Origin of the sequence: Citricoccus zhacaiensis (assembly GCF_014645315.1) — a bacterium.
Lineage (GTDB): Bacteria > Actinomycetota > Actinomycetes > Actinomycetales > Micrococcaceae > Citricoccus > Citricoccus zhacaiensis.
Map to the genome: position 1 here is coordinate 344,777 of NZ_BMLQ01000004.1, position 17,284 is coordinate 362,060.

The window sequence follows — 17,284 nt, forward strand, 5'->3', positions numbered from 1 at the left end:
CCCCATCCTGGCCCCTTGCTTCACGATGGTGACTGCCTAGTGTGGGAACAAGCCGTTCCGCAAAGCCCGGAACAGGTTCCATGTCACCGGAGCGCACAGGGGAACAACCGGATGTCTGATTACTGGATCGATGTGTACGGCTGTGACCGTGTCCTCGCCGAGCTGCGGGACCAGATCCTCGATGTCCTCAATGACTACGACGCGGCCCAGGAAGCACTGAAGGACACCCGTGTGCACCTCTGTACGTCCTATGAGCGGGCCGACATGACGGTGGACGCCGAACAACTGGACACGGAGATCGTGAGCTTCGCCGACGTCCGGATGAAGGATCACGTGGACGGCGTGATCTCTCACGTCCAGCGCAGCTTCGCCTCCATGATGGACGTCATGTACTACTACACCTCGGGCGATGCCGAGATGGTTGCCGCCGCGAACCAGGGCGGTCCCGGGGAGTTCGACATCCCCGAGCTCCGGCACCGGGGCGAAGCTCCGGAACAATCCGTGATCCCGGAGACCGGCTACGACGCCCGCATCTCGGGCCAAGGAACCGAGCAGCCGTTCCAGACCTCCTACGACCACCGCCCGGCTGAGTGACCGGCGACTGAAGGGACAATCATGGTTGCCTATGGCGAGGTCCATTTCGCCGAGACCGGAACCGACGGCCGGCATGCGGGACGGTGGTCGGGGCTCGCCCCCTGGGTGGTCGATGTGGTCCGCCCCGATTCCGCCGTCCAGAGCGCCGGTAATGCCCAGATCGAGTTGAACAGCATCTTCAACAAGCTGATGGAGATCGCTCGCACGTGGAACGGCTTCAAGGAGTACTACCACGGCACCGATGCGGCCACCGTGCACGCCAACATGGACAACATGGTGGGCAGGATCTCGGCGATCACCGAAGCCGGCGATCTGTTCCTGGCCGCCGCCGAGGGGTACGTGGGCTCGATGAACAGCGGGTTGCATGAGATCAAGGAGGCCGAGGACGAATGGGCCGCTGGTTTCGTTGAGCGCCTGCGGGCCTACAAGTCGGACCGGGACACCCTCCACGAGGAAGATGAGTTCAAGCCCAAGTACGACGGACGCACCAAGGAGCAGGTGGGCAGCGACCTGACCACCGAGGAGACCGACCATCAGCCCCCGGCGGAACAGATGCCGCTCACCATCAATCAGGCGAGGTTCGACTTCAGGGAAGCACTCAAGGCGATCAACCTGGAGGACCTCTCCGACCTCCGGTTCGAAACGCGCGATGAATCCGTCGTGGCGGTGGAGACGCCGGAAGACCTCAAATTCCAGATCATGAACTCTGCGATGTTCAGCCAACTCGGCCTCACGGAAGAGCAGGCGCAGGAACTGGCCGAGCAGATCATGGAGGACGGCACGTGGGACGACCACGCTGATTTCGTGGACGATCAAGGCCGGGCCTGGGTCATGACGCCCGAGGGCAACATGGTCCGCGTCGGCAGTCAGCTGGACCCGGAGATGGGCCAGACCGTACTCGAGACCGTGGCCGAGGACTCCAATCTGGCGCCGCGGTTGGATCGCGTCAAGCTGCCGGGCATGAGTGAATCGGTGGGCACCGCCCTCGAGACGGCCGGCATTCCCCTCGGTGAAGGTGCCGGGACGGTGGGCGACCACCTGGCCAAGGAAGGGATCAAGCACAACTTCCATGTCCCCGGGGTCATGGGGGCCATCGGCCTCAACGCCGCGGTGGGCCTGGCCAGCGCTGGGATCAGCTCCCAGCAGTACAAGCAGGACCAGGCCGGCCAGTACTTCATGCTCAGCGGGTCGGACCTGCAGGAACGCACCGAACGCGTGCGTCACCGTGAGTTCGCAATTTACGGCATGTCGACCCTGGCTTCGAAGGGACTGTCCGTGGTGACGGCGGCGCCCACGGGAGGTGCTTCTCTCATCGTCGGCGTGGTGATCGACGAGGTGACCGGAGAGATCATCGGCTGGGTGGTGGAGACCATCGATGACCGTGCCACCACGGCCTCGGTTCACGAGATCAACGAATCGACGGACGCCGACCTGGTCGCGAACAGCGAGCCGGAACGCGACCTGTGAGCGAACCCGGCCTCCAGTCTGACGCTCTGACTGCCCGTCAGATTCCCTTCACCACCGGACATCGGCCTGCTTACGACCTTCGTACCCTGGCAGCGTCCCTGCCACCGAAGAAGCGCACGGGCGGCCCGCTGATCCACCCGGGAGACGGATGGATCGAATTGCCCTTCCGCGGACTTGACCAGTCCCTGTTCCTCGAGGACGCACCGCTCGCGTCTGGGGTGATGACCCAGATGACGCTGGTACTGCTGGACGATGCACCGGATGCCGGCCAGGATCCGCGGCTGTCCCTGTCCCTGCACCCGCGAAGTGTCACCCTGGCGGTGGAGCCGTATGCCACCCAGGAGTGGTTCGGTGTACATGCTGCGTGGGCCGAGACGGAGATCGGACAGTCCATCATCCGGCACCGGTGGATGCTGGCAGCGGGCCGAGGAGTATGGGTGGATGTCCGCGCCGAGTTCAGCGGCTACCGAAGCCCGGCACTGTCCCGGCTGGTGGAGTCCGCCGCGGCCAGCGTGGCGCCCGTTCCCCCGATTCCACCGACCGAGCTAACGGGGGTGTTCCGGGACACCGTGGCCCTGCTGGACCGCTGGCGTTCGGAATCGGACCGCCCCGTCCAGCCCGTTGGCGTGCCGGACAGCCCGGTGGCCAGCGCCGGTCCACGGCTGAATCGCCAGGAGTGGTCCGTGGTGACATGGTCGGACGGCCACGTCGCTCCCCAGGGCCTGGGAGGCAGGATGTCAGTCACGCAGGAACGACCGCACGAGTGGGTCCTCGAGCCGACGGGCCCCGGAGCCCCAACCGGTTCCACCCTGTCCTATCCTGCAGACCAAGGCCCTGAACTGGCCCTGCACCTGGCCGGCTTCCGTGCCATGCCACCCGGGCCGGTGGTCTCCGGGATCCCGCTGGCGGACCTGTCTCGGCGATTCGCCTCGGACCGCACGCCGCTCCCGCCGGGTGCCCGCATCACGGCCCAGGATCCCCAGACCGCTGTCCCCGCTGACCTACTCCAGCAGTGGTGGGCGGCCCCCTGGACCGGATGGGGACTGCGACCGGCCCAAGGGGCTGGTTCAGGGGATCTGGCAACGTCCTGGAGTTTCGGTGCCCTGACCGTCGCGGGATTCGGCCACTTCCGGTGGACCGCGGACCACGACTCCGACGACCGCTTGCTGGTCCGCCCCCTGGACGGGCTCGAGGCCTACCGGGTGCTCACGAGTCTCTTCGGGCCAGCCACGGACCGCTGACGGTGGCCTTCCCGGGTATGCCGTGGCCCATCCGGCGTGGAGGGGCCACTACATACGGTATAGCGTTCGTCCCCAAGATCGACACCCGGGAGGCAACCGTCGATCACGCCTGAGTCCCACCCGAAAGGCCGTCATGCGATTATTCGATCCCCGCGACCGCGAGACCACCGGCCAGACGGCCCGCGTCTACGCCATCTTCGAAGTTCTGCACACCGCCGTGGACTTCCTGGCCGCCGGTTTGTTCATCGTCGGCAGTGTCCTGTTCTTCAGCGAGGCGACCAAGACCGCGGGTACATGGTGCTTCTTGCTCGGATCCATCTGCTTCGCCCTGAAACCGACCATCCGCCTCACCCGCGAACTGCGTCTGGCCTCCCTGCGTCGAGTCGACCGGCTGGCCGAGAAGGCGCCGGAGGCTCCGAGGGACCTCTTCTCCGAACGCCGGCGCTGACGGCGCTCCGCCTCCGCGCCCCTGCACTCACCCCAGCCATCACCCCGCCAATCGCTGGATCCCGGCCAGGATCGCGGCGTGCACGCCGCGGTCTCCGAGCGGCAGGAAGTGTCCGCGCGTGCCCAGTTCCACGTTGTCCGCCCCCTCGAGGCAGCTGCCTCCGGGGATGTGCGGGTCGAAGCGGCCGTAGATGGAGACGATGTCCCGGTCCACGTGGCGGCTGGCACTCAGCTCGGCCAACTCCGGCGAGTTCGGCAGGAACACCCGCAAGGCCGGCAAGGGCAGGAGCCTGGCCAGCGGGGAACCGGCGAACGGCGTGTTGACCGCCACCAGCCCGCGGATCGCCCCGTCCTCGTTGTGGTGCGCGAGCAGCAGCTTGCCGACCAGTCCGCCCTTGCTGTGGGCCACCAGCACGCAGCGGCTCACCTGTTCCCGGCGGAGGTACCGGCCCACCAGCTCGGCCATCTCCTCGATGGTTCCGCCGTTGTACCGCAGGTCCGTCACGGCATGCACGTCATAGCCGTTCTGCCGCAGGGCATCGGCCACCGGCAGCATGAACGTCCAGCTCTCATAGATACCCGGGATGAGCACCACCGCCGGCTTCTCCGTCCCGGATTGTCGATAGGCCTGCGGGTTGTACCGGTGCACCACCCCGGCGGCCTGCCTGCGAAGCGCATAGGCGTAGTCACGGATCCAGGCTGCGAGGTTCACGCCGATCTCGGAGACGTTCACCGGTCCACCGACTGCAGGAAGGGGGCGCAGGCGGCGGCGAGCTCGTCCGGCCGGTTGTACTGCACGGCGTGAGGAGCGCCGGGGATCTCGACCAGGCCGGCGTCGCGAGCCAGGCGCACCAGGTCCACGGCCCAGCCGTGGGGTGCGATGGGATCCCGCGTTCCCCGGACCACGAGCCCCGGCACGTCGCAGCGGATGATCGCCTCCTCGATCCGGTCAGCGAGCATATGGCGCGCAGTGCGCAGATACCGCAGCGGACCCATCCGCAGGTAGTTGCGGAAGACCACGGCGTTGTTCGCCGCCGGCTCGCCGACGGTGTCCCGCAGCAGCCGCCAGGCCAGGGCCGGCCGGCTGTGCGCCGCCGGATCCACCGTGGGGCCGATCAGCACGTACCCGGCGCACAGCCCCGGGTTCCGCGCGATCGTATCCACCACGATCTGACAGCCCATGGAGTGACCCACGACGACGGCCGCGTCCAGTCCCAGCGTCCGGATCACCTGGGCGAGAACCTCGCCCAATTCGGGAACGGTCAGCGCCCGCGGCGGAGTGGGCGTGGTGCCGTAACCGGGCAGGTCCAGGGCGTAGACGTCGTAGTCAGTGGCCAGCGCGTGAGCGAAGGGCAGGAAGTACTCCCCCGACATTCCGATGCCGTGCACCAGCACCACGGGCGGGCTCCCCGTCTCCGCCTTCTTCACGTTGTCGCTGTGCGCCACCTGTGGCGGCGCGAACGTACCGCGCACGTCCACCGTGTGCCCGCCGGCCTGCAGCCGCCGCAACTCCAGCCGGTGGCCGTGCCGGGACGTTCGATCCCTACCGGCCGGAATCTCGCTGGGCCTTCGAATCGGTGTCCGGAGGGGTGTCGGAATCGGTGTCCGTATCGACAGCCGAGGCCGGTTGGTTCGGCCCGGTGGACTCGGCACCGGTGTTGCCGGCCTTGACCCGGTTCTCGGCATCCGTCAGATCCTCGGCATCCGGGCCAGCACCGGCGCTGGGCTGCGGCTCGTAGTCGGCCTCGCTGTCGTCGTCGGGATCGAGATCGACCTCGCCACTGCCGTCGGATCCCAGGTCGGCGTTCTCGTCGTCCGGGTTCACCTCGGGCTGTCCCTGTTCGTCGCGTGGAGTGCTCATGCGCTCGTCCTTCCTCGATATCTCGATGGCCCCTCGCCCGCGCCTCGAGTGTGCCTCAGGTGCTCCACCAGCACGCCTCGACGGCTGCGTGCTCGTGGTCCTCCATGCCAAGACCATGCCAGATCTGGCCGTCAGCGTGCTAGCAACTGGAGCCAGTGCACCGGTTCCGCAGGCCCGCGGCCATCCCGTCTTCACGCCTGCTCCGGCCGCACCTACGCTGGCCGGGACAGCGATTGACCACAACGGACGCCCGAGCCTGTCACGGCCTACACGGACAGGCGGCGCCCGGGAGAGGTGCACATCATGGTCCAGTCCACCCCGGACACTCCGGGGCAACCCGAACAGCCTCCGCTCTCAACGGAGGCACACATCCCGGCAGCGCACGTGACCCTCGAGGGCCATTTCGTCCTGCCGCAGGTCAATGCCCCCGTGGTGGTCTTCGCCCATGGCAGCGGCAGCGGCCGGAACAGCGAGCGCAACCAATACGTGGCGTCCGTCCTGCAGGCTGCCGGCCTCGGCACCCTCTTGCTGGACCTGCTCACCCCGGAGGAGGAGACCGACCGGGCCAACGTCTTCGACATCCCCAAACTCGCCCAACGGATCACCGCAGCCGAGGCATGGGTGCACCGGCAACCGCAAAGCCTGTCCTCACCGGTGGGATTCTTCGGCGCCAGCACCGGGGCCGGTGCCGCACTGTGGGCCGCTGCTGAGCCCGGTGCCCGGGTCGGCGCCGTCGTCTCTCGAGGCGGCCGGCCGGACCTGGCCCAACGACGGTTGGGCTCGGTGCAGGCGCCGACCCTGTTAGTCGTCGGCGGCGAAGACCATGAAGTCCTCGAGTTGAACCGCCAAGCCCAGTCCGAGCTGCGGTGCGCGAACGCCTTGGAGATCGTGGACGGTGCCACGCATCTCTTCGAGGAGCCCGGCACCCTGGAGCAGGTCGCCCGCCTGGCATCGGAATGGTTCGTCCGGCACCTTCCCTCGGCGCCGACCATCGATCCACAGAATGCCGCACCGTCGGCCACGGACCCGCCAGCCGTGCCGTGATCTCCACAGAAGTCCGCTAATAGGGCAGCGGCTGCCTCATCCCATCGAGCGGCCCGGCCGTGTCTGGCGTGCCTACCGCGTCTGCTGCGCCTCCCACGCCTGCCGCGCACCCCAGGCCGAAGCCACCATGTCCTCCACGGAATGCCGCATGGTCCAGCCCAGGTCCCGCGCGGCCAGTGTCCCGTCGGCCACGATCCGCGCCGGGTCGCCCGGCCGTCGGTCCTGTACCTCGGGCTCGAAGTCGATCCCGGTCACCGACGCCATCGCGTCCATGATCTCCCGGACGGACGTCCCCGCCCCGGACCCCAGGTTGTAGACGGGCTCCACGGACTCCCCCGCCTCCAGCCGCCGCGCCGCCGCCACATGCGCCTCGGCCAGGTCGGCCACGTGGATGTAGTCGCGCACGCAGGTGCCGTCCGGCGTCGGGTAGTCCGCGCCGTTGATCCGCGGGGTCCTCCCGGCCACCAGCGCGTCGAACACGAGCGGGAACAGGTTGTGCGGGCTGGTGTCGCTGATCCGGTCCGTGCCCGAGCCGACCACGTTGAAGTAGCGCAGCGAGGTGTGCCGCAACCCGGCCGCCCGGGCCTGGTCGGCCAGCAGCCATTCCCCGATCAGCTTGGTCTCCCCGTAGGGCGATTCCGGCACCGTCGCACTGGCCTCGGTCACCAGCTCACTGTCCGGCGTGCCGAACGTCGCGGCGGAGGAGGAGAACACCATGTTCGCCACGCCGTCGCCCTCCATCGCCTCCAGCAGGGCCACCATCCCAGTGACGTTGTCCCGGTACGCGCGTAGCGGCTTCCGCACTGACTCCCCGGCGTACTTGTACCCGGCAATATGCACGACGCCGGCCACCCCGTGCTCGGCGAACGCGCCTTCCAGCGCGGCCCGGTCATTCAGGTCGGCCTGGATGAACGGGACGCCCTGCGGCACGAATCCGCGGTGTCCGTTGGAGAGGTTGTCCACCACCACGGTGTCGATGCCGACCTCGCGGAACGCCTCCACCACGTGCGCGCCGATATAGCCGGCCCCGCCGGTCACCATCCAAGTCATACCGCCAGTTTACGGAACCCACCTCCCCACCCCGACCGTGTTGCAACTCGTTCGCAATTGCATTTAGAGTGCTCGTCATGAACACATCACTCCCGCCCTACCGCACCTCTGCCCACTCCGCAGGGGCACACCCCGCCACCGTCACCTCTGGCGCACCACGCACTCCTCATACCCGCCGCGCCCTCTCGGTCGCCGCCTTCGCTGCTGCCGCCCTGGCACTCTCGGCTTGCGCACCGGGCGCCGGATCCGGCGGCGGATCGCCCTCCGAGTCCGCCGGCGGCTCGGGCACCGCTGCCTCCACGGACGGCGCAGATGTCGCCGAACCGGTCAACGCCGCACAGCGGGACTCCCGCGCCGAGGTTCCCACGCTGACCCCCCGTGTGGTCCTCAGCCACGACGGCGGACTGGTGACGCTGGACGGCGAGACCGGTGAGGTGGTCCACGAGGAGGAGCTGGCCGGCTTCCTGCGCCTGAACAACGCCGGCGACGGCCAGCACGTCATGGTGTCCAATGGAGACCAGTTCGAGGTCTACAACTCGGGCATCGATGCCCAAGGCCACGGCGACCACTTCCATTACTACGAGTCGGATCCGGGGCTCAGCGGCATCGAGTTCGCCGCCCCCTACGCCGGTCACGTGGTGGTCCATCACGGCCTGACCACGCTGTTCGGGGACGGCGACGGATCCATCCAGACCTTCACCTCGGAACACCTCAAGGACGGCCAGCCGCGAACGGAGACGACCGCCACGGACGATCCCCACCACGGGGTCGCCATGCAGCTCATCGACGGCACCCTGCTGACCACCCAGGGGACCGAGGAGGGGCGGAACACCGTGCAGGTGAAGAGCACCGGGGACAACGGCGAGGTCGTCGCCGAGACCACCGACTGCACCGGTGTGCACGGTGAGGCGGCGGCCGCGCCGAACGAGAACGGCGACGTGGTGGTGTTGGGGTGCGAGGACGGCCCGGTCATCTACCGCGACGGTGAGTTCCACAAGGTCGCGGCCGAGATCGAGTACCAGCGCACCGGCAATCTGGCCGGGTCCGAGGACTCCTCGGTGATGCTCGGTGACCTGAAGACTGACGCCGAGGCCGAGTTCGAGCGGCCCACGCAGGTCGCGCTCATCGACACCCTGACCGATTCACTGCAGACCGTGGATCTGGGCTCCTCCTACTGGTTCCGCTCCCTGGCCCGCGGCCCGGAGGGCGAGGCCCTGGTGCTGACCTATGACGGCGAGCTCAACGTCATCGATGAGGAGACCGGTGAGATCACCGCCGAGATCCCGGCCATCGAGCCGTGGGAGGAGAAGGAGGAGTGGCAGCAGCCCGGCCCCATCCTCAAGGTCGCGGACTCCATGGCCTACGTGACGGACGCCGAGAACCAGCAGCTCGTCGTGATCGACTTGGAGGCTGGCGAAGTCGTCAACGAGTTCGACCTGGATATCACCCCGGTGGAGATGGCCGTGGTCACCGGTCACCCGGAGGCCCCGGAGCATGAAGCGGGCGCCAGCGACGCCGGCCACTCCGGCGACGAAGAGGCAGCCACCGAGGAAGAAGGTCACGAGGACCACGCCGGCCACGACCACTAATCACTAACCACGCGCTGTGGGGGCAGAGATTATGGACTTATCTCTGCCCCCACAGCGCTGTCACCGGGTGGCGGGCATCTCCGGCGTCGGCAGCTGGTGGGTCCCGGTCTGGGCCACGCCCAGTACCTCTCCCCCGGCGCGGGCGGCACCGCCGCCGTGGGACAGCACCCACAGGGTCTCCCAGACGGTCCGCGCCGTGACGGGTGCGATGCGCAGGAGGAGGCGGCCGGCATCGCGCGAGGCGTCCGCATCCGCACCGAACACGTAGTTGCCGTTGCTCTGGGTGCTGATGAAGGCGAGGTTCACGCCGAGGGCGGAGGACGTGGACTCCCACACGAACCACGGCTCGGCCCACAGCTCCGCGAGTGCGGCGGGCGAGCCGTCCGGCGCGGGGTACAGCGGGTCGGCCACGCGGGCGGTGAACTCGTCCTCGTCCACCAGCAGCTCGCCGGCCAGCAGCGCGGGCCCGGTGCGCACACCGGCCCACGTGCAGACCTGGGAGGCCAGGGCGTCCCGCTCGGCGAGCGCCACGGCATACCGGGAACGGCTCTGGCTCACGACGCCGGCCATCACGTCCGCGCCCGGCGCACCGGACACGGTGGAGACTTGGGCACCGGCGAGCCAGGACTGCATCAGGGTGCGCTCGGCGCCGCACTGGCCGCGCAGGGCCAGGACGTCCTCGGCGTTGGCGACGGGGCCCATGAAGTCCTCCCCGGCAGTGTCCAGCATGCCGTCCAGGGTGAGGAACCCCTCGCGGACCAGGCGGCCGATGGCGCTGCGGTTGCGCAGGGTCGCGAAGCGGCCGAGTGAGCCGAGGTGGTGGATGGACTGCAGGACCTCGAGGTCGTTACTGCGCAGCAGGCCCGGGTCCTCCGGGCTGGTGGACTGGCGGCGGCCCTCCCCGTTGACGTGGCGCTGCAGGGCCTCGACGTCCGCGATCGGCTGCCCGGACCGGTCCTGCCGGTCAGTGGCGGACATCAGGCCACGGCCCGGAGCGGGGCGCTTTCTGCCGGGACCTCGTCCGGCGTGAACCGGGCGCTGGCGATGGCCGCGTCGAAGACGGCCGTGAAGTACTCGTAGTCGCTGATCAGGCAGCTGGCGCTGATCTCCAGGGTGGCTCGGCCCTCGGCGAGGGCTTCCTGGACCAGCCAGCGGCGGGTGAAGATGTTGTTGCGGCCGGTCCAGCGGGTCAGGTCCATGCGGCGTGCGGGGTAGCCGCCGACGGTGCAGGTGACGTCCTCGACCACGTAGAGGCGGTCCAGGCCGCAGAGCCCGGCCGGCTCACCGGCGTAGGTGGTGGCCACGATGTTCGGGGCCAGCTCGGGTTCGAGCCCGGACCCGCCGGGCTGCAGTCCGTCCGTCAGCAGGTGCTCCGCAGACTGTGTCACGGGGGCGGTCGCCACCAGGTGAAAGCCGTCCACCGGGTACCGGACCCAGTCCTCCGGCAGGTCCATGGTCAGCGTCCGCATGCGTTCTCCTCCCGTTCACCTCCGATGCCGCGAGCGCCGGGTGCGGCCGCACCGGAAGGTGAATTCCTCGTGAACCACCGTACGGGTCCACTCCTGTGACCGCGATGGGGAGAACTCCCCATCGCGCCCCGGGCGAGGCTCCCCATCGCGTCCCGGGCGAGGGCGGTGACCCGATCCCTTCAGTCGTCCACCGCGGTTCCCTAGACTGGCGCGACCTGGCCTGAGGAGAACGTCCGAGGGGTTTGTCTGAAGGGCTTGCCTGAAGGGCTTGGCTGAAGGGACTGCAACCGACATGAGTGGACGAATTCCCGACCATGCCGTCCGTCTCCCCGTGAACTTCCAGGACTGGGAGTGTCTCACCTTCCTGCACTGGCCCTTCGAGGCTGACGCCGTCCAACGCCTGGTTCCCGAGGGGCTCACCGTGCAGGAGTGGGATGGGCGCACGTGGGTGGGCATCACCCCGTTCCGCATGGCGCGGGTCCGCGTCCCGGGTCTGCCGCCGCTCCCGGGATGGGGCGCCTTCCCGGAACTGAACGTGCGGGCCTACGTGCGCACCGGGGACGGCCGGGACGGCATCTGGTTTCTCGGGATGGTCGTACCCCGGCTCACCTTCATCGCCGCCCTGCGTACCCTCGGGCTGCCCTATGAGCGTTCCCACTCATCGGTGTCCGTGGACGGCTCGCGGTGGACCTACCGGTTCGGCACACCGCACGGGATTCGCTCCCGTCCGGACGCCTGGTTCCAGGCGGTCGTGGACGTCGGTCGGCCGCTAGACACCACCGAGCGGACGCCGCTGGTGGACAGCCTCACCGGACGGTGGACGGCCTACCACCGCCGAGCGCGCGTGCTCTGGCGGACGCCCGTCGTGCACGAGCCCTGGCCGCTACACACAGCCACGGTGACAGCCACGACCAGAAGAAGCGCCGCCGCCGCTTCCACCGGGAGCCTCACCGCGCCCCTGCACTGGGTCGGACTACCGTCACCGGCCGAGGACCCGATCGTGCACGCCGCACCCGCCGTGCACACCCGGCTCGGAGTTCCCCGACCGGCCTGAGCGCGACACACGGCTTCGAGCGTGCCCGTGACCGTTCAGGCCGAACCGGGCCGGACGTCGTCGTCCCAGCCCTGCTGCGGGGTTGCGCAGGTCTCCCGGAAGACGAACTGGGAGGGCCGGCGTCGTTCCCGGCTGGACCAGTCGATGGCGGGCCGGTGGGTCCGCTCGGGCAGGTAGCCCAGCCGGTAGACCGCCATCAGCTCCAGCTCGTCCGGCACGTGCAGCATCCGCACGATGCGGTCCCAGTGGTGCGGTGCCTCCATGGGGAAGGAGACGAACTGGATGCCCATGCCGAGTTCCACCGTGGTCAACCACAGGTTCTCCATCGCGGCACCCATGCTGAAGACCGAATAGAAGCCGGACAGCTCCCCGGGCCGGTACTCACCGCGTTCGAGCATGACGCCGATCAGCAGTGGTGAGCCGGCCACCAGCCTGCGGTTCTCCTCCCCGAGCTTCTGCGGCACCCGGAGTCGGTTCATCAGTTGCTGTCCCGAAGGAGTGAACGCGCGTGAGGTGAAGGGACGCAGCAGGGCGGGCAGCTTGTCGAAGAGCATGCCGCTGCGGGCCGCGTCCATCTCCTTCTGGCTGAACCGGAAGTACTTCTTGTATCGGTCGAAGAACGTGCCCGCACCCATCACCTCGGTCATGCTCTGACCGCTGATAGCCGCCACCGTCTCGATCGTGGTGCGGTCCTCGATGAGCACGAACCGCCACGGCTGGCTGTTGAACTGTGAGGGCGCGGCCGCCGCGGCACGGATCAGCAGCTGCTGGTGCTCGGGGCTGACGGGGTCCGGCCGGAACGGCCCGTTTGTGGTGCGCCGGTTGAACACGGCATCGAGGAATTCCATGGGTTACCTCCAGGCCAGTAGGAGCGCGGCCGCATAGCAGGGGGCCGCCGCCAGGGCGTCGTGGGTGTGCCGGTTCAGGGGCCTCGCCCCGTGCCGCTGCAACAGGACCAGTGGAACGGCGGCCGGGACCAGGGCGACGGCGGCCGGCGACCGCTGGGCTGCGCACGTTAGAGCCGCCACGGCCGTCATCGTGACGGTCACGGTGTAGAAACCGTGATGGACCCAGCGGACGGTCGACGTATCGATCCACCGGACGGCCACCGCGGCACCGAGCGCGCAGTTCGCCGCATAGGCGCCGGCTGCGGCCGTAACCAACCTGCGGAGCAGCGTCATGGCCCTCCTCGTCAGCCGGTGATCATCACGCCCATCGTGCCACACGCCGGCGCGCTCGACTCCGATCTCGGCTCCGTCCGCAGGCCAGTCCTCAACTCCCTCCCCACTGAGCCCTCTGCTCATGCGGGAACTTGCACCTTCAACCACGGGTCGGACAACGGTCATGGTGGCGTTGCGCGTGTACACCTTGCCGTGGGCTGCCGTTCACGCAGCGAGCACAGGGTAGGTGAGTCAACGGTTACCCCCGGCCGGAACCACATCCATCGGAAGGTACTTCGTGAACGCGATCACTCGCTCCCCACGCCATCGATCAGCCCGCCTGGCCGCAGGCGTTCTCGCCCTGGCCACCACCGGCGCCCTGCTCAGCCCGGCGGTCACCGCCGTCGCAGCCACGCCCATCACTGCCCAGACGTCCGCGACGGCACAGACTGCGGAGACCGCCACTGATGCCGGCGCGGCCTGGGACGAGACGGCCTTCCGCGGCGCCGTCGAGGTCGTCGACGGCGAGGACGAGACCCCCGAGGTCCTCGAGGGCGTGGTCTTCGATGACCTGAACCAGAACTCCCAGCAGGACGAGGGCGAACCGGGCATCGCGGACGTGAGCGTGTCCAACGGCCGGGACATCGTCACCACGGACGAGGACGGCGCCTACGAGCTGCCGGCCTTCGACAACATGACCGCGTTCGTCACCCAGCCGGCCGGCTACCAGGTCCCGGTGGATGACGAGAACGTGGCCCAGTTCCACTACCACCACCTGCCCGAGGGTTCCCCGGAGCTGAAGTACGGCGGGCTGGAGCCCACCGGTGCGCTGCCGTCGGCCGTGAACTTCCCACTGGCGCAGGACGAGGACGCCGCGGCCTCCACCCAGGAGTGCTTGGTGGGCGGGGACGTGCAGACCTACACCGAGGAGGAGATCGAGTACGCCCGCGCCGGCGCGTTCGCCGACCTCGCGGCTCGCTCCGGTTATGAGAACTGCGGCGCCCTGTTCGTGGGGGACGTGGCCGGTGACGACCTGTCCCTCTACCCGGGCATCCGCACCCTGACCGAGATGATCAACGGCCCGGCCCGCTTCCTGCCCGGCAACCATGACATCGACTTCGATGCCACGGAGCAGGAGCACGCCTTCGACTCCTACCGCGCGGGCCTCGGCCCCGAGTACTACTCGTATGACGTGGGTGACGCCCACTTCGTCGCACTGAACAACGTGGAGTACCCCTTCTCCGGTGACACCCTGTACAACGGGGCCATTGACGAGGAGCAGATGGAGTGGCTGCGCCAGGACATCGCCAACACCCCCGAGGACAAGCTCGTGGTGATCGCTGCCCACATCCCGCTGCTGGGCTTCGCGGACCAGAACGGCACCCAGCACCAGACGGACCGGGTCAAGGAGATCCACGAGTTGCTCGAGGGCCGCGAGGCCATCTCTCTGGCCGGCCACGTGCACGCGATCGAGAACATGCGCGAGGGCGACAGCCTGGCCTCCTGGAAGGAGCTGTTCGACGTGGACGAGCTGCCCTTCCCTCACATCACCGTGGGCGCCATCTCCGGTGACTGGTACTCCGGCGAGATGCTCGAGGGCGGCTACCCCACCGCCCTGCAGCGTGATGGCGCCTACCCGGGCGTGCTCACCATGGACATCGAGGGCAACCAGGTCACCGAGCGCTTCACCCGCACCGGCGACGACGGCACCGATCAGATGGCCCTGGGCCTGAACACCCCGGCCTACCGCGGCTGGTTCGAGGAGAACATCGACTCCGAAGATCCCGCTCCGGAGTTCGAGAACCCGCTCACCGTGGGCCAGGACGAGCTGGCGGACACCTGGCTGACCACCAACTTCTTCATGGGCGCCACCGGCTCCACCGTGGAGGTCTCCGTGGACGGCGGCGAGGCCGTGGCCGCAGAGCGCACCCAGCCGATGGAGGGCGAGGAGCAGTACGTTGGCGCCGAGTACTCGGACCCGACGGCCGTTCAGGAGCAGCTGGTGCACGGCGGGTCGGTGGCGGACCGCACTTCCCACCTGTGGCGCCTGCCCCTGTCCGAGGACCTGGAGGCCGGTGAGCACACCGCCGAGGTGACCGCCACGGACGTCCACGGCAACGTCTCCACCGAGTCCCTGACCTTCGAGGTCACCGAGGGCTCCACGGAGCCGGAAGAGCCGGTCACCTTCACGGACAACCCCGAGGGCTCGGCGTTCTACGCCCCGGTGCAGTGGATGGCCGCCAACAACATCTCCACCGGCTACACCGACGGCACCTTCCGCAAGTACCGGGACGTCACCCGCGCCGAAACCACCGCCTTCCTCCACCGCTACGTCAAGCCGGACTTCGAGGCCCCGGAGGACAGCCCGTTCGAGGACGTCACGGACGCCAACTCGTTCTACGATCCGATCACCTGGGCCGCCGCCGAGGAGATCACCCTGGGCTACGCCGACGGCTCCTTCCAGCCTTACCAGTCGGTGACCCGCGGCGAGTTCGCCACCTTCCTCTACCGCCTCGACGCACCCGAGCACACGGTCCCGGAGGACAGCCCCTTCGATGACCTGAACACCGGCAACATCCACTACGAGGCCATCACCTGGCTGGCCTCCCAGGGCATCACCATCGGTGACACCCACGGCCACTTCAACGAAGCCGATCCCGTCACCCGCGGCGAGATCTCCGCCTTCCTCGAACGCTACGACAACACCCAGAACTAACCGCTGACGCAGTGAGCCGCTGATGCGCTAACCGCTGACGCAGCACACCCGCTGACGCGGTCCAGCTCCGCCCCCGAACCGACCGGCTTGGGGGCGGAGCTGTTTGCCACCGGGAACCGGCCCTCACGCCAGGACGAGAAAGAGCACCCCGACGAGTCCGCCGAGGATGGAACCGAGCACCACATCGCTGACCTGGTGGCGGTCGAGGTAGACCCGTGACCAGGTAACGCCCGCCCAGCCCAGGACCGCCAGGACCGGAGCACGGATCCCAGGGTCAGGGCGTAGAAAAGGTGCCGCTGACGGCGGTGGCGGATGAACTTGTCACTGGCCAGGCCGCGGAGGGTGAGGTACAGAGAGATCCCTTGCGAGACGAGCCGATCGAACAGGAGGCACCGTGCCGCCAGCTCTCATTCTCACAGGGTGTCAGCTGATCCTGGCGCCGGGCGGCGCAGGAGTAGAGCCCTGGCGGCGGCCATCGCTTCTTCTGCAACGATCTCGTAGTTATCGACCGGCGCGCCGAGAGCCACGGAATGTTCGCCGTACTTGTCGAACGCGAGCCTTACAAGCTCTACGGCCTGCTCAATTCCCAATGCGAGAACTATGTGTCCGAGATCCTCGATATCTTTGGTGCGCTCGGCGGCCATCTTCATCGCGGCCAGAGTGGGCAGGTCGGCGAGCCTCACCGCTGAGGATGTCCCCTCGGGTCCCGCGATCCATTGGGCTTCGTCGGGCAGGAAGGCCGCCGCGTTACGGTTCAGCCACTTCGGGGGCAGATCGTACTCCTGCGCCATATCAGCAACCACCTCGTCGACAATGTCGCCAGGGGCGTATTGCGCGTCAATATCCCCAGTCGCGCGGTCCAGCACGCCATGGAGCAGGAGGGCGGCTCCGCCGACGATCCGGATGTCCAACGTGACGCCCCGGGTCGCGAGTCGCGATTCCACCTCACGCAGCAGTTCGACGACGTCATCCCGCCGAAACTCTCGCCTGAAGATCAAACCGTTGCCAGATCCCGCTCGCGGATCCAAACATTCATGGCTGCGATCTCGCTGGGCGTCTCACGCCGGATGAGGTCTTTCATCCGGTCGCTGACAGGATGCAGCTTTTCGGCCAGAAAGACCGGCTCGGACGACTTCTGTGCCCGCTTGGCCCATCCAGGGACGGGGGTCTGGGTCTTGGCGGCTACCCAGCGGGTGACTGCTCCGACCGCCGCGCGGTAGGCATCGTCGTCCACGGGCGGCGCGAGGGGCATCAGCACCCGACCCGCTGACAGAGACGCGCTGGCATACTCTCCCAACAGACGGATGGCGAAATGATAGTCGCCATCGCGGATTGTTCGTGCGAAGTCACCGGCGAACTCGCGGGTCGCCGTGTCATCTGCCGTGATGTCCAGACCGAGGACCCGCATAGCCTTCAGCGCCAGGCCAAAGGACGCGCCGTCCTTTCCCCCTTCCAAGTCCACGATGAACTTGCGGGAGGTGCCGATGGCGTCGGCAAGCGCCTGCTGAGTGTAGCCCTGAGCCTTCCGCCGCTCGCGCAGCGTGCGGCCGATCACCTCCGCATTCATGTCCATAACCTCATTATGGCACCAA

Annotated in this window: 19 protein-coding genes; 8 read left to right on the forward strand and 11 right to left on the reverse strand. The window is 68.2% G+C overall.

Going from position 1 to position 17,284, the window contains the following annotated elements:
• Nucleotides 1-111 precede the first annotated feature (111 nt).
• From IEX49_RS08910 to IEX49_RS08925, 4 genes are all read left to right on the forward strand, one after another.
• The gene (locus IEX49_RS08910) at nucleotides 112-594 is read left to right on the forward strand and encodes a hypothetical protein (RefSeq protein WP_188805795.1); all 483 of its coding nucleotides are present in this window, start codon (nucleotides 112-114) and stop codon (nucleotides 592-594) included.
• 21 nt (nucleotides 595-615) lie between these two features.
• Entirely contained in the window at nucleotides 616-2,061 is a 1,446-nt protein-coding gene (locus tag IEX49_RS08915; protein WP_188805796.1) for a hypothetical protein, read from the forward strand.
• Nucleotides 2,058-3,302 carry a hypothetical protein gene (locus IEX49_RS08920; protein ID WP_188805797.1) on the forward strand — a complete coding sequence of 415 codons (1,245 nt, stop codon included), beginning with the start codon at nucleotides 2,058-2,060 and terminating at the stop codon, nucleotides 3,300-3,302. The genes IEX49_RS08915 and IEX49_RS08920 overlap by 4 nt, the downstream gene beginning before the upstream one ends.
• A gap of 133 nt (nucleotides 3,303-3,435) precedes the next feature.
• A complete protein-coding gene (locus tag IEX49_RS08925) occupies nucleotides 3,436-3,750 on the forward strand; it encodes a YrhK family protein (protein WP_188805798.1) in 315 nt (104 codons plus the stop codon).
• A gap of 39 nt (nucleotides 3,751-3,789) precedes the next feature.
• Here the strand turns inward: IEX49_RS08925 and IEX49_RS08930 are convergent, their stop codons facing one another.
• From IEX49_RS08930 to IEX49_RS08940, 3 genes are all read right to left on the reverse strand, one after another.
• Nucleotides 3,790-4,482, reverse strand: coding sequence for an esterase/lipase family protein (locus IEX49_RS08930; RefSeq protein ID WP_188805799.1), 693 nt, complete (start codon nucleotides 4,480-4,482; stop codon nucleotides 3,790-3,792).
• Nucleotides 4,479-5,222 carry an alpha/beta fold hydrolase gene (locus tag IEX49_RS08935; protein WP_188805800.1) on the reverse strand — a complete coding sequence of 248 codons (744 nt, stop codon included), beginning with the start codon at nucleotides 5,220-5,222 and terminating at the stop codon, nucleotides 4,479-4,481. Before IEX49_RS08935 ends, IEX49_RS08930 begins: the two co-directional genes overlap by 4 nt.
• A 70-nt stretch (nucleotides 5,223-5,292) precedes the next feature.
• Nucleotides 5,293-5,610 (reverse strand): hypothetical protein, encoded by a 318-nt coding sequence (locus IEX49_RS08940; RefSeq protein WP_188805801.1) that lies wholly within the window; start codon nucleotides 5,608-5,610, stop codon nucleotides 5,293-5,295.
• A 303-nt stretch (nucleotides 5,611-5,913) separates the two neighbouring features.
• Here IEX49_RS08940 and IEX49_RS08945 point away from each other — a divergent pair, with 303 nt between their 5' ends.
• Entirely contained in the window at nucleotides 5,914-6,654 is a 741-nt protein-coding gene (locus IEX49_RS08945; RefSeq protein ID WP_188805802.1) for a dienelactone hydrolase family protein, read from the forward strand.
• Nucleotides 6,655-6,726: 72 nt separating this feature from the next.
• Here IEX49_RS08945 and galE read toward each other — a convergent pair whose 3' ends face one another.
• Complete coding sequence (gene galE, locus IEX49_RS08950) at nucleotides 6,727-7,704, reverse strand: UDP-glucose 4-epimerase GalE (RefSeq protein WP_188805803.1); 978 nt, start codon at nucleotides 7,702-7,704, stop codon at nucleotides 6,727-6,729.
• A 77-nt stretch (nucleotides 7,705-7,781) separates the two neighbouring features.
• Between galE and IEX49_RS08955 the strand changes: the two genes are divergently transcribed.
• Complete coding sequence (locus IEX49_RS08955; RefSeq protein ID WP_229672454.1) at nucleotides 7,782-9,293, forward strand: beta-propeller fold lactonase family protein; 1,512 nt, start codon at nucleotides 7,782-7,784, stop codon at nucleotides 9,291-9,293.
• 60 nt (nucleotides 9,294-9,353) lie between these two features.
• Here the strand turns inward: IEX49_RS08955 and IEX49_RS08960 are convergent, their stop codons facing one another.
• Nucleotides 9,354-10,271: a hypothetical protein gene (locus IEX49_RS08960; protein ID WP_188805804.1), complete on the reverse strand. Its 918-nt coding sequence runs from the start codon at nucleotides 10,269-10,271 to the stop codon at nucleotides 9,354-9,356.
• On the reverse strand, nucleotides 10,271-10,762 hold the full coding sequence (locus IEX49_RS08965) for a hypothetical protein (protein ID WP_188805805.1): 492 nt from the start codon (nucleotides 10,760-10,762) through the stop codon (nucleotides 10,271-10,273). Before IEX49_RS08965 ends, IEX49_RS08960 begins: the two co-directional genes overlap by 1 nt.
• 292 nt (nucleotides 10,763-11,054) lie before the next feature.
• Here IEX49_RS08965 and IEX49_RS08970 point away from each other — a divergent pair, with 292 nt between their 5' ends.
• Nucleotides 11,055-11,816, forward strand: a complete 762-nt coding sequence (locus IEX49_RS08970) for a YqjF family protein (RefSeq protein ID WP_188805806.1) — start codon at nucleotides 11,055-11,057, stop codon at nucleotides 11,814-11,816.
• 35 nt (nucleotides 11,817-11,851) lie between these two features.
• Here the strand turns inward: IEX49_RS08970 and IEX49_RS08975 are convergent, their stop codons facing one another.
• Both IEX49_RS08975 and IEX49_RS08980 read right to left on the reverse strand, forming a co-directional pair.
• Nucleotides 11,852-12,664, reverse strand: coding sequence for a nitroreductase family protein (locus tag IEX49_RS08975; RefSeq protein WP_188805807.1), 813 nt, complete (start codon nucleotides 12,662-12,664; stop codon nucleotides 11,852-11,854).
• 3 nt (nucleotides 12,665-12,667) lie between these two features.
• Nucleotides 12,668-12,997, reverse strand: a complete 330-nt coding sequence (locus IEX49_RS08980) for a hypothetical protein (RefSeq protein WP_188805808.1) — start codon at nucleotides 12,995-12,997, stop codon at nucleotides 12,668-12,670.
• A gap of 277 nt (nucleotides 12,998-13,274) precedes the next feature.
• Here IEX49_RS08980 and IEX49_RS08985 point away from each other — a divergent pair, with 277 nt between their 5' ends.
• A complete protein-coding gene (locus tag IEX49_RS08985) occupies nucleotides 13,275-15,692 on the forward strand; it encodes a calcineurin-like phosphoesterase C-terminal domain-containing protein (protein WP_188805809.1) in 2,418 nt (805 codons plus the stop codon).
• Nucleotides 15,693-15,815: 123 nt separating this feature from the next.
• Here the strand turns inward: IEX49_RS08985 and IEX49_RS17140 are convergent, their stop codons facing one another.
• The 3 genes from IEX49_RS17140 to IEX49_RS09000 all read right to left on the reverse strand — a co-directional run bounded on the left by IEX49_RS17140 (nucleotide 15,816) and on the right by IEX49_RS09000 (nucleotide 17,265).
• Nucleotides 15,816-15,959, reverse strand: coding sequence for a phosphatase PAP2 family protein (locus IEX49_RS17140; RefSeq protein WP_188805869.1), 144 nt, complete (start codon nucleotides 15,957-15,959; stop codon nucleotides 15,816-15,818).
• A 146-nt stretch (nucleotides 15,960-16,105) separates the two neighbouring features.
• On the reverse strand, nucleotides 16,106-16,720 hold the full coding sequence (locus IEX49_RS16815; RefSeq protein WP_229672455.1) for a DUF6036 family nucleotidyltransferase: 615 nt from the start codon (nucleotides 16,718-16,720) through the stop codon (nucleotides 16,106-16,108).
• On the reverse strand, nucleotides 16,687-17,265 hold the full coding sequence (locus tag IEX49_RS09000; RefSeq protein WP_188805810.1) for a helix-turn-helix domain-containing protein: 579 nt from the start codon (nucleotides 17,263-17,265) through the stop codon (nucleotides 16,687-16,689). The genes IEX49_RS16815 and IEX49_RS09000 overlap by 34 nt, the downstream gene beginning before the upstream one ends.
• Between the last annotated feature and the right edge of the window lie 19 nt (nucleotides 17,266-17,284).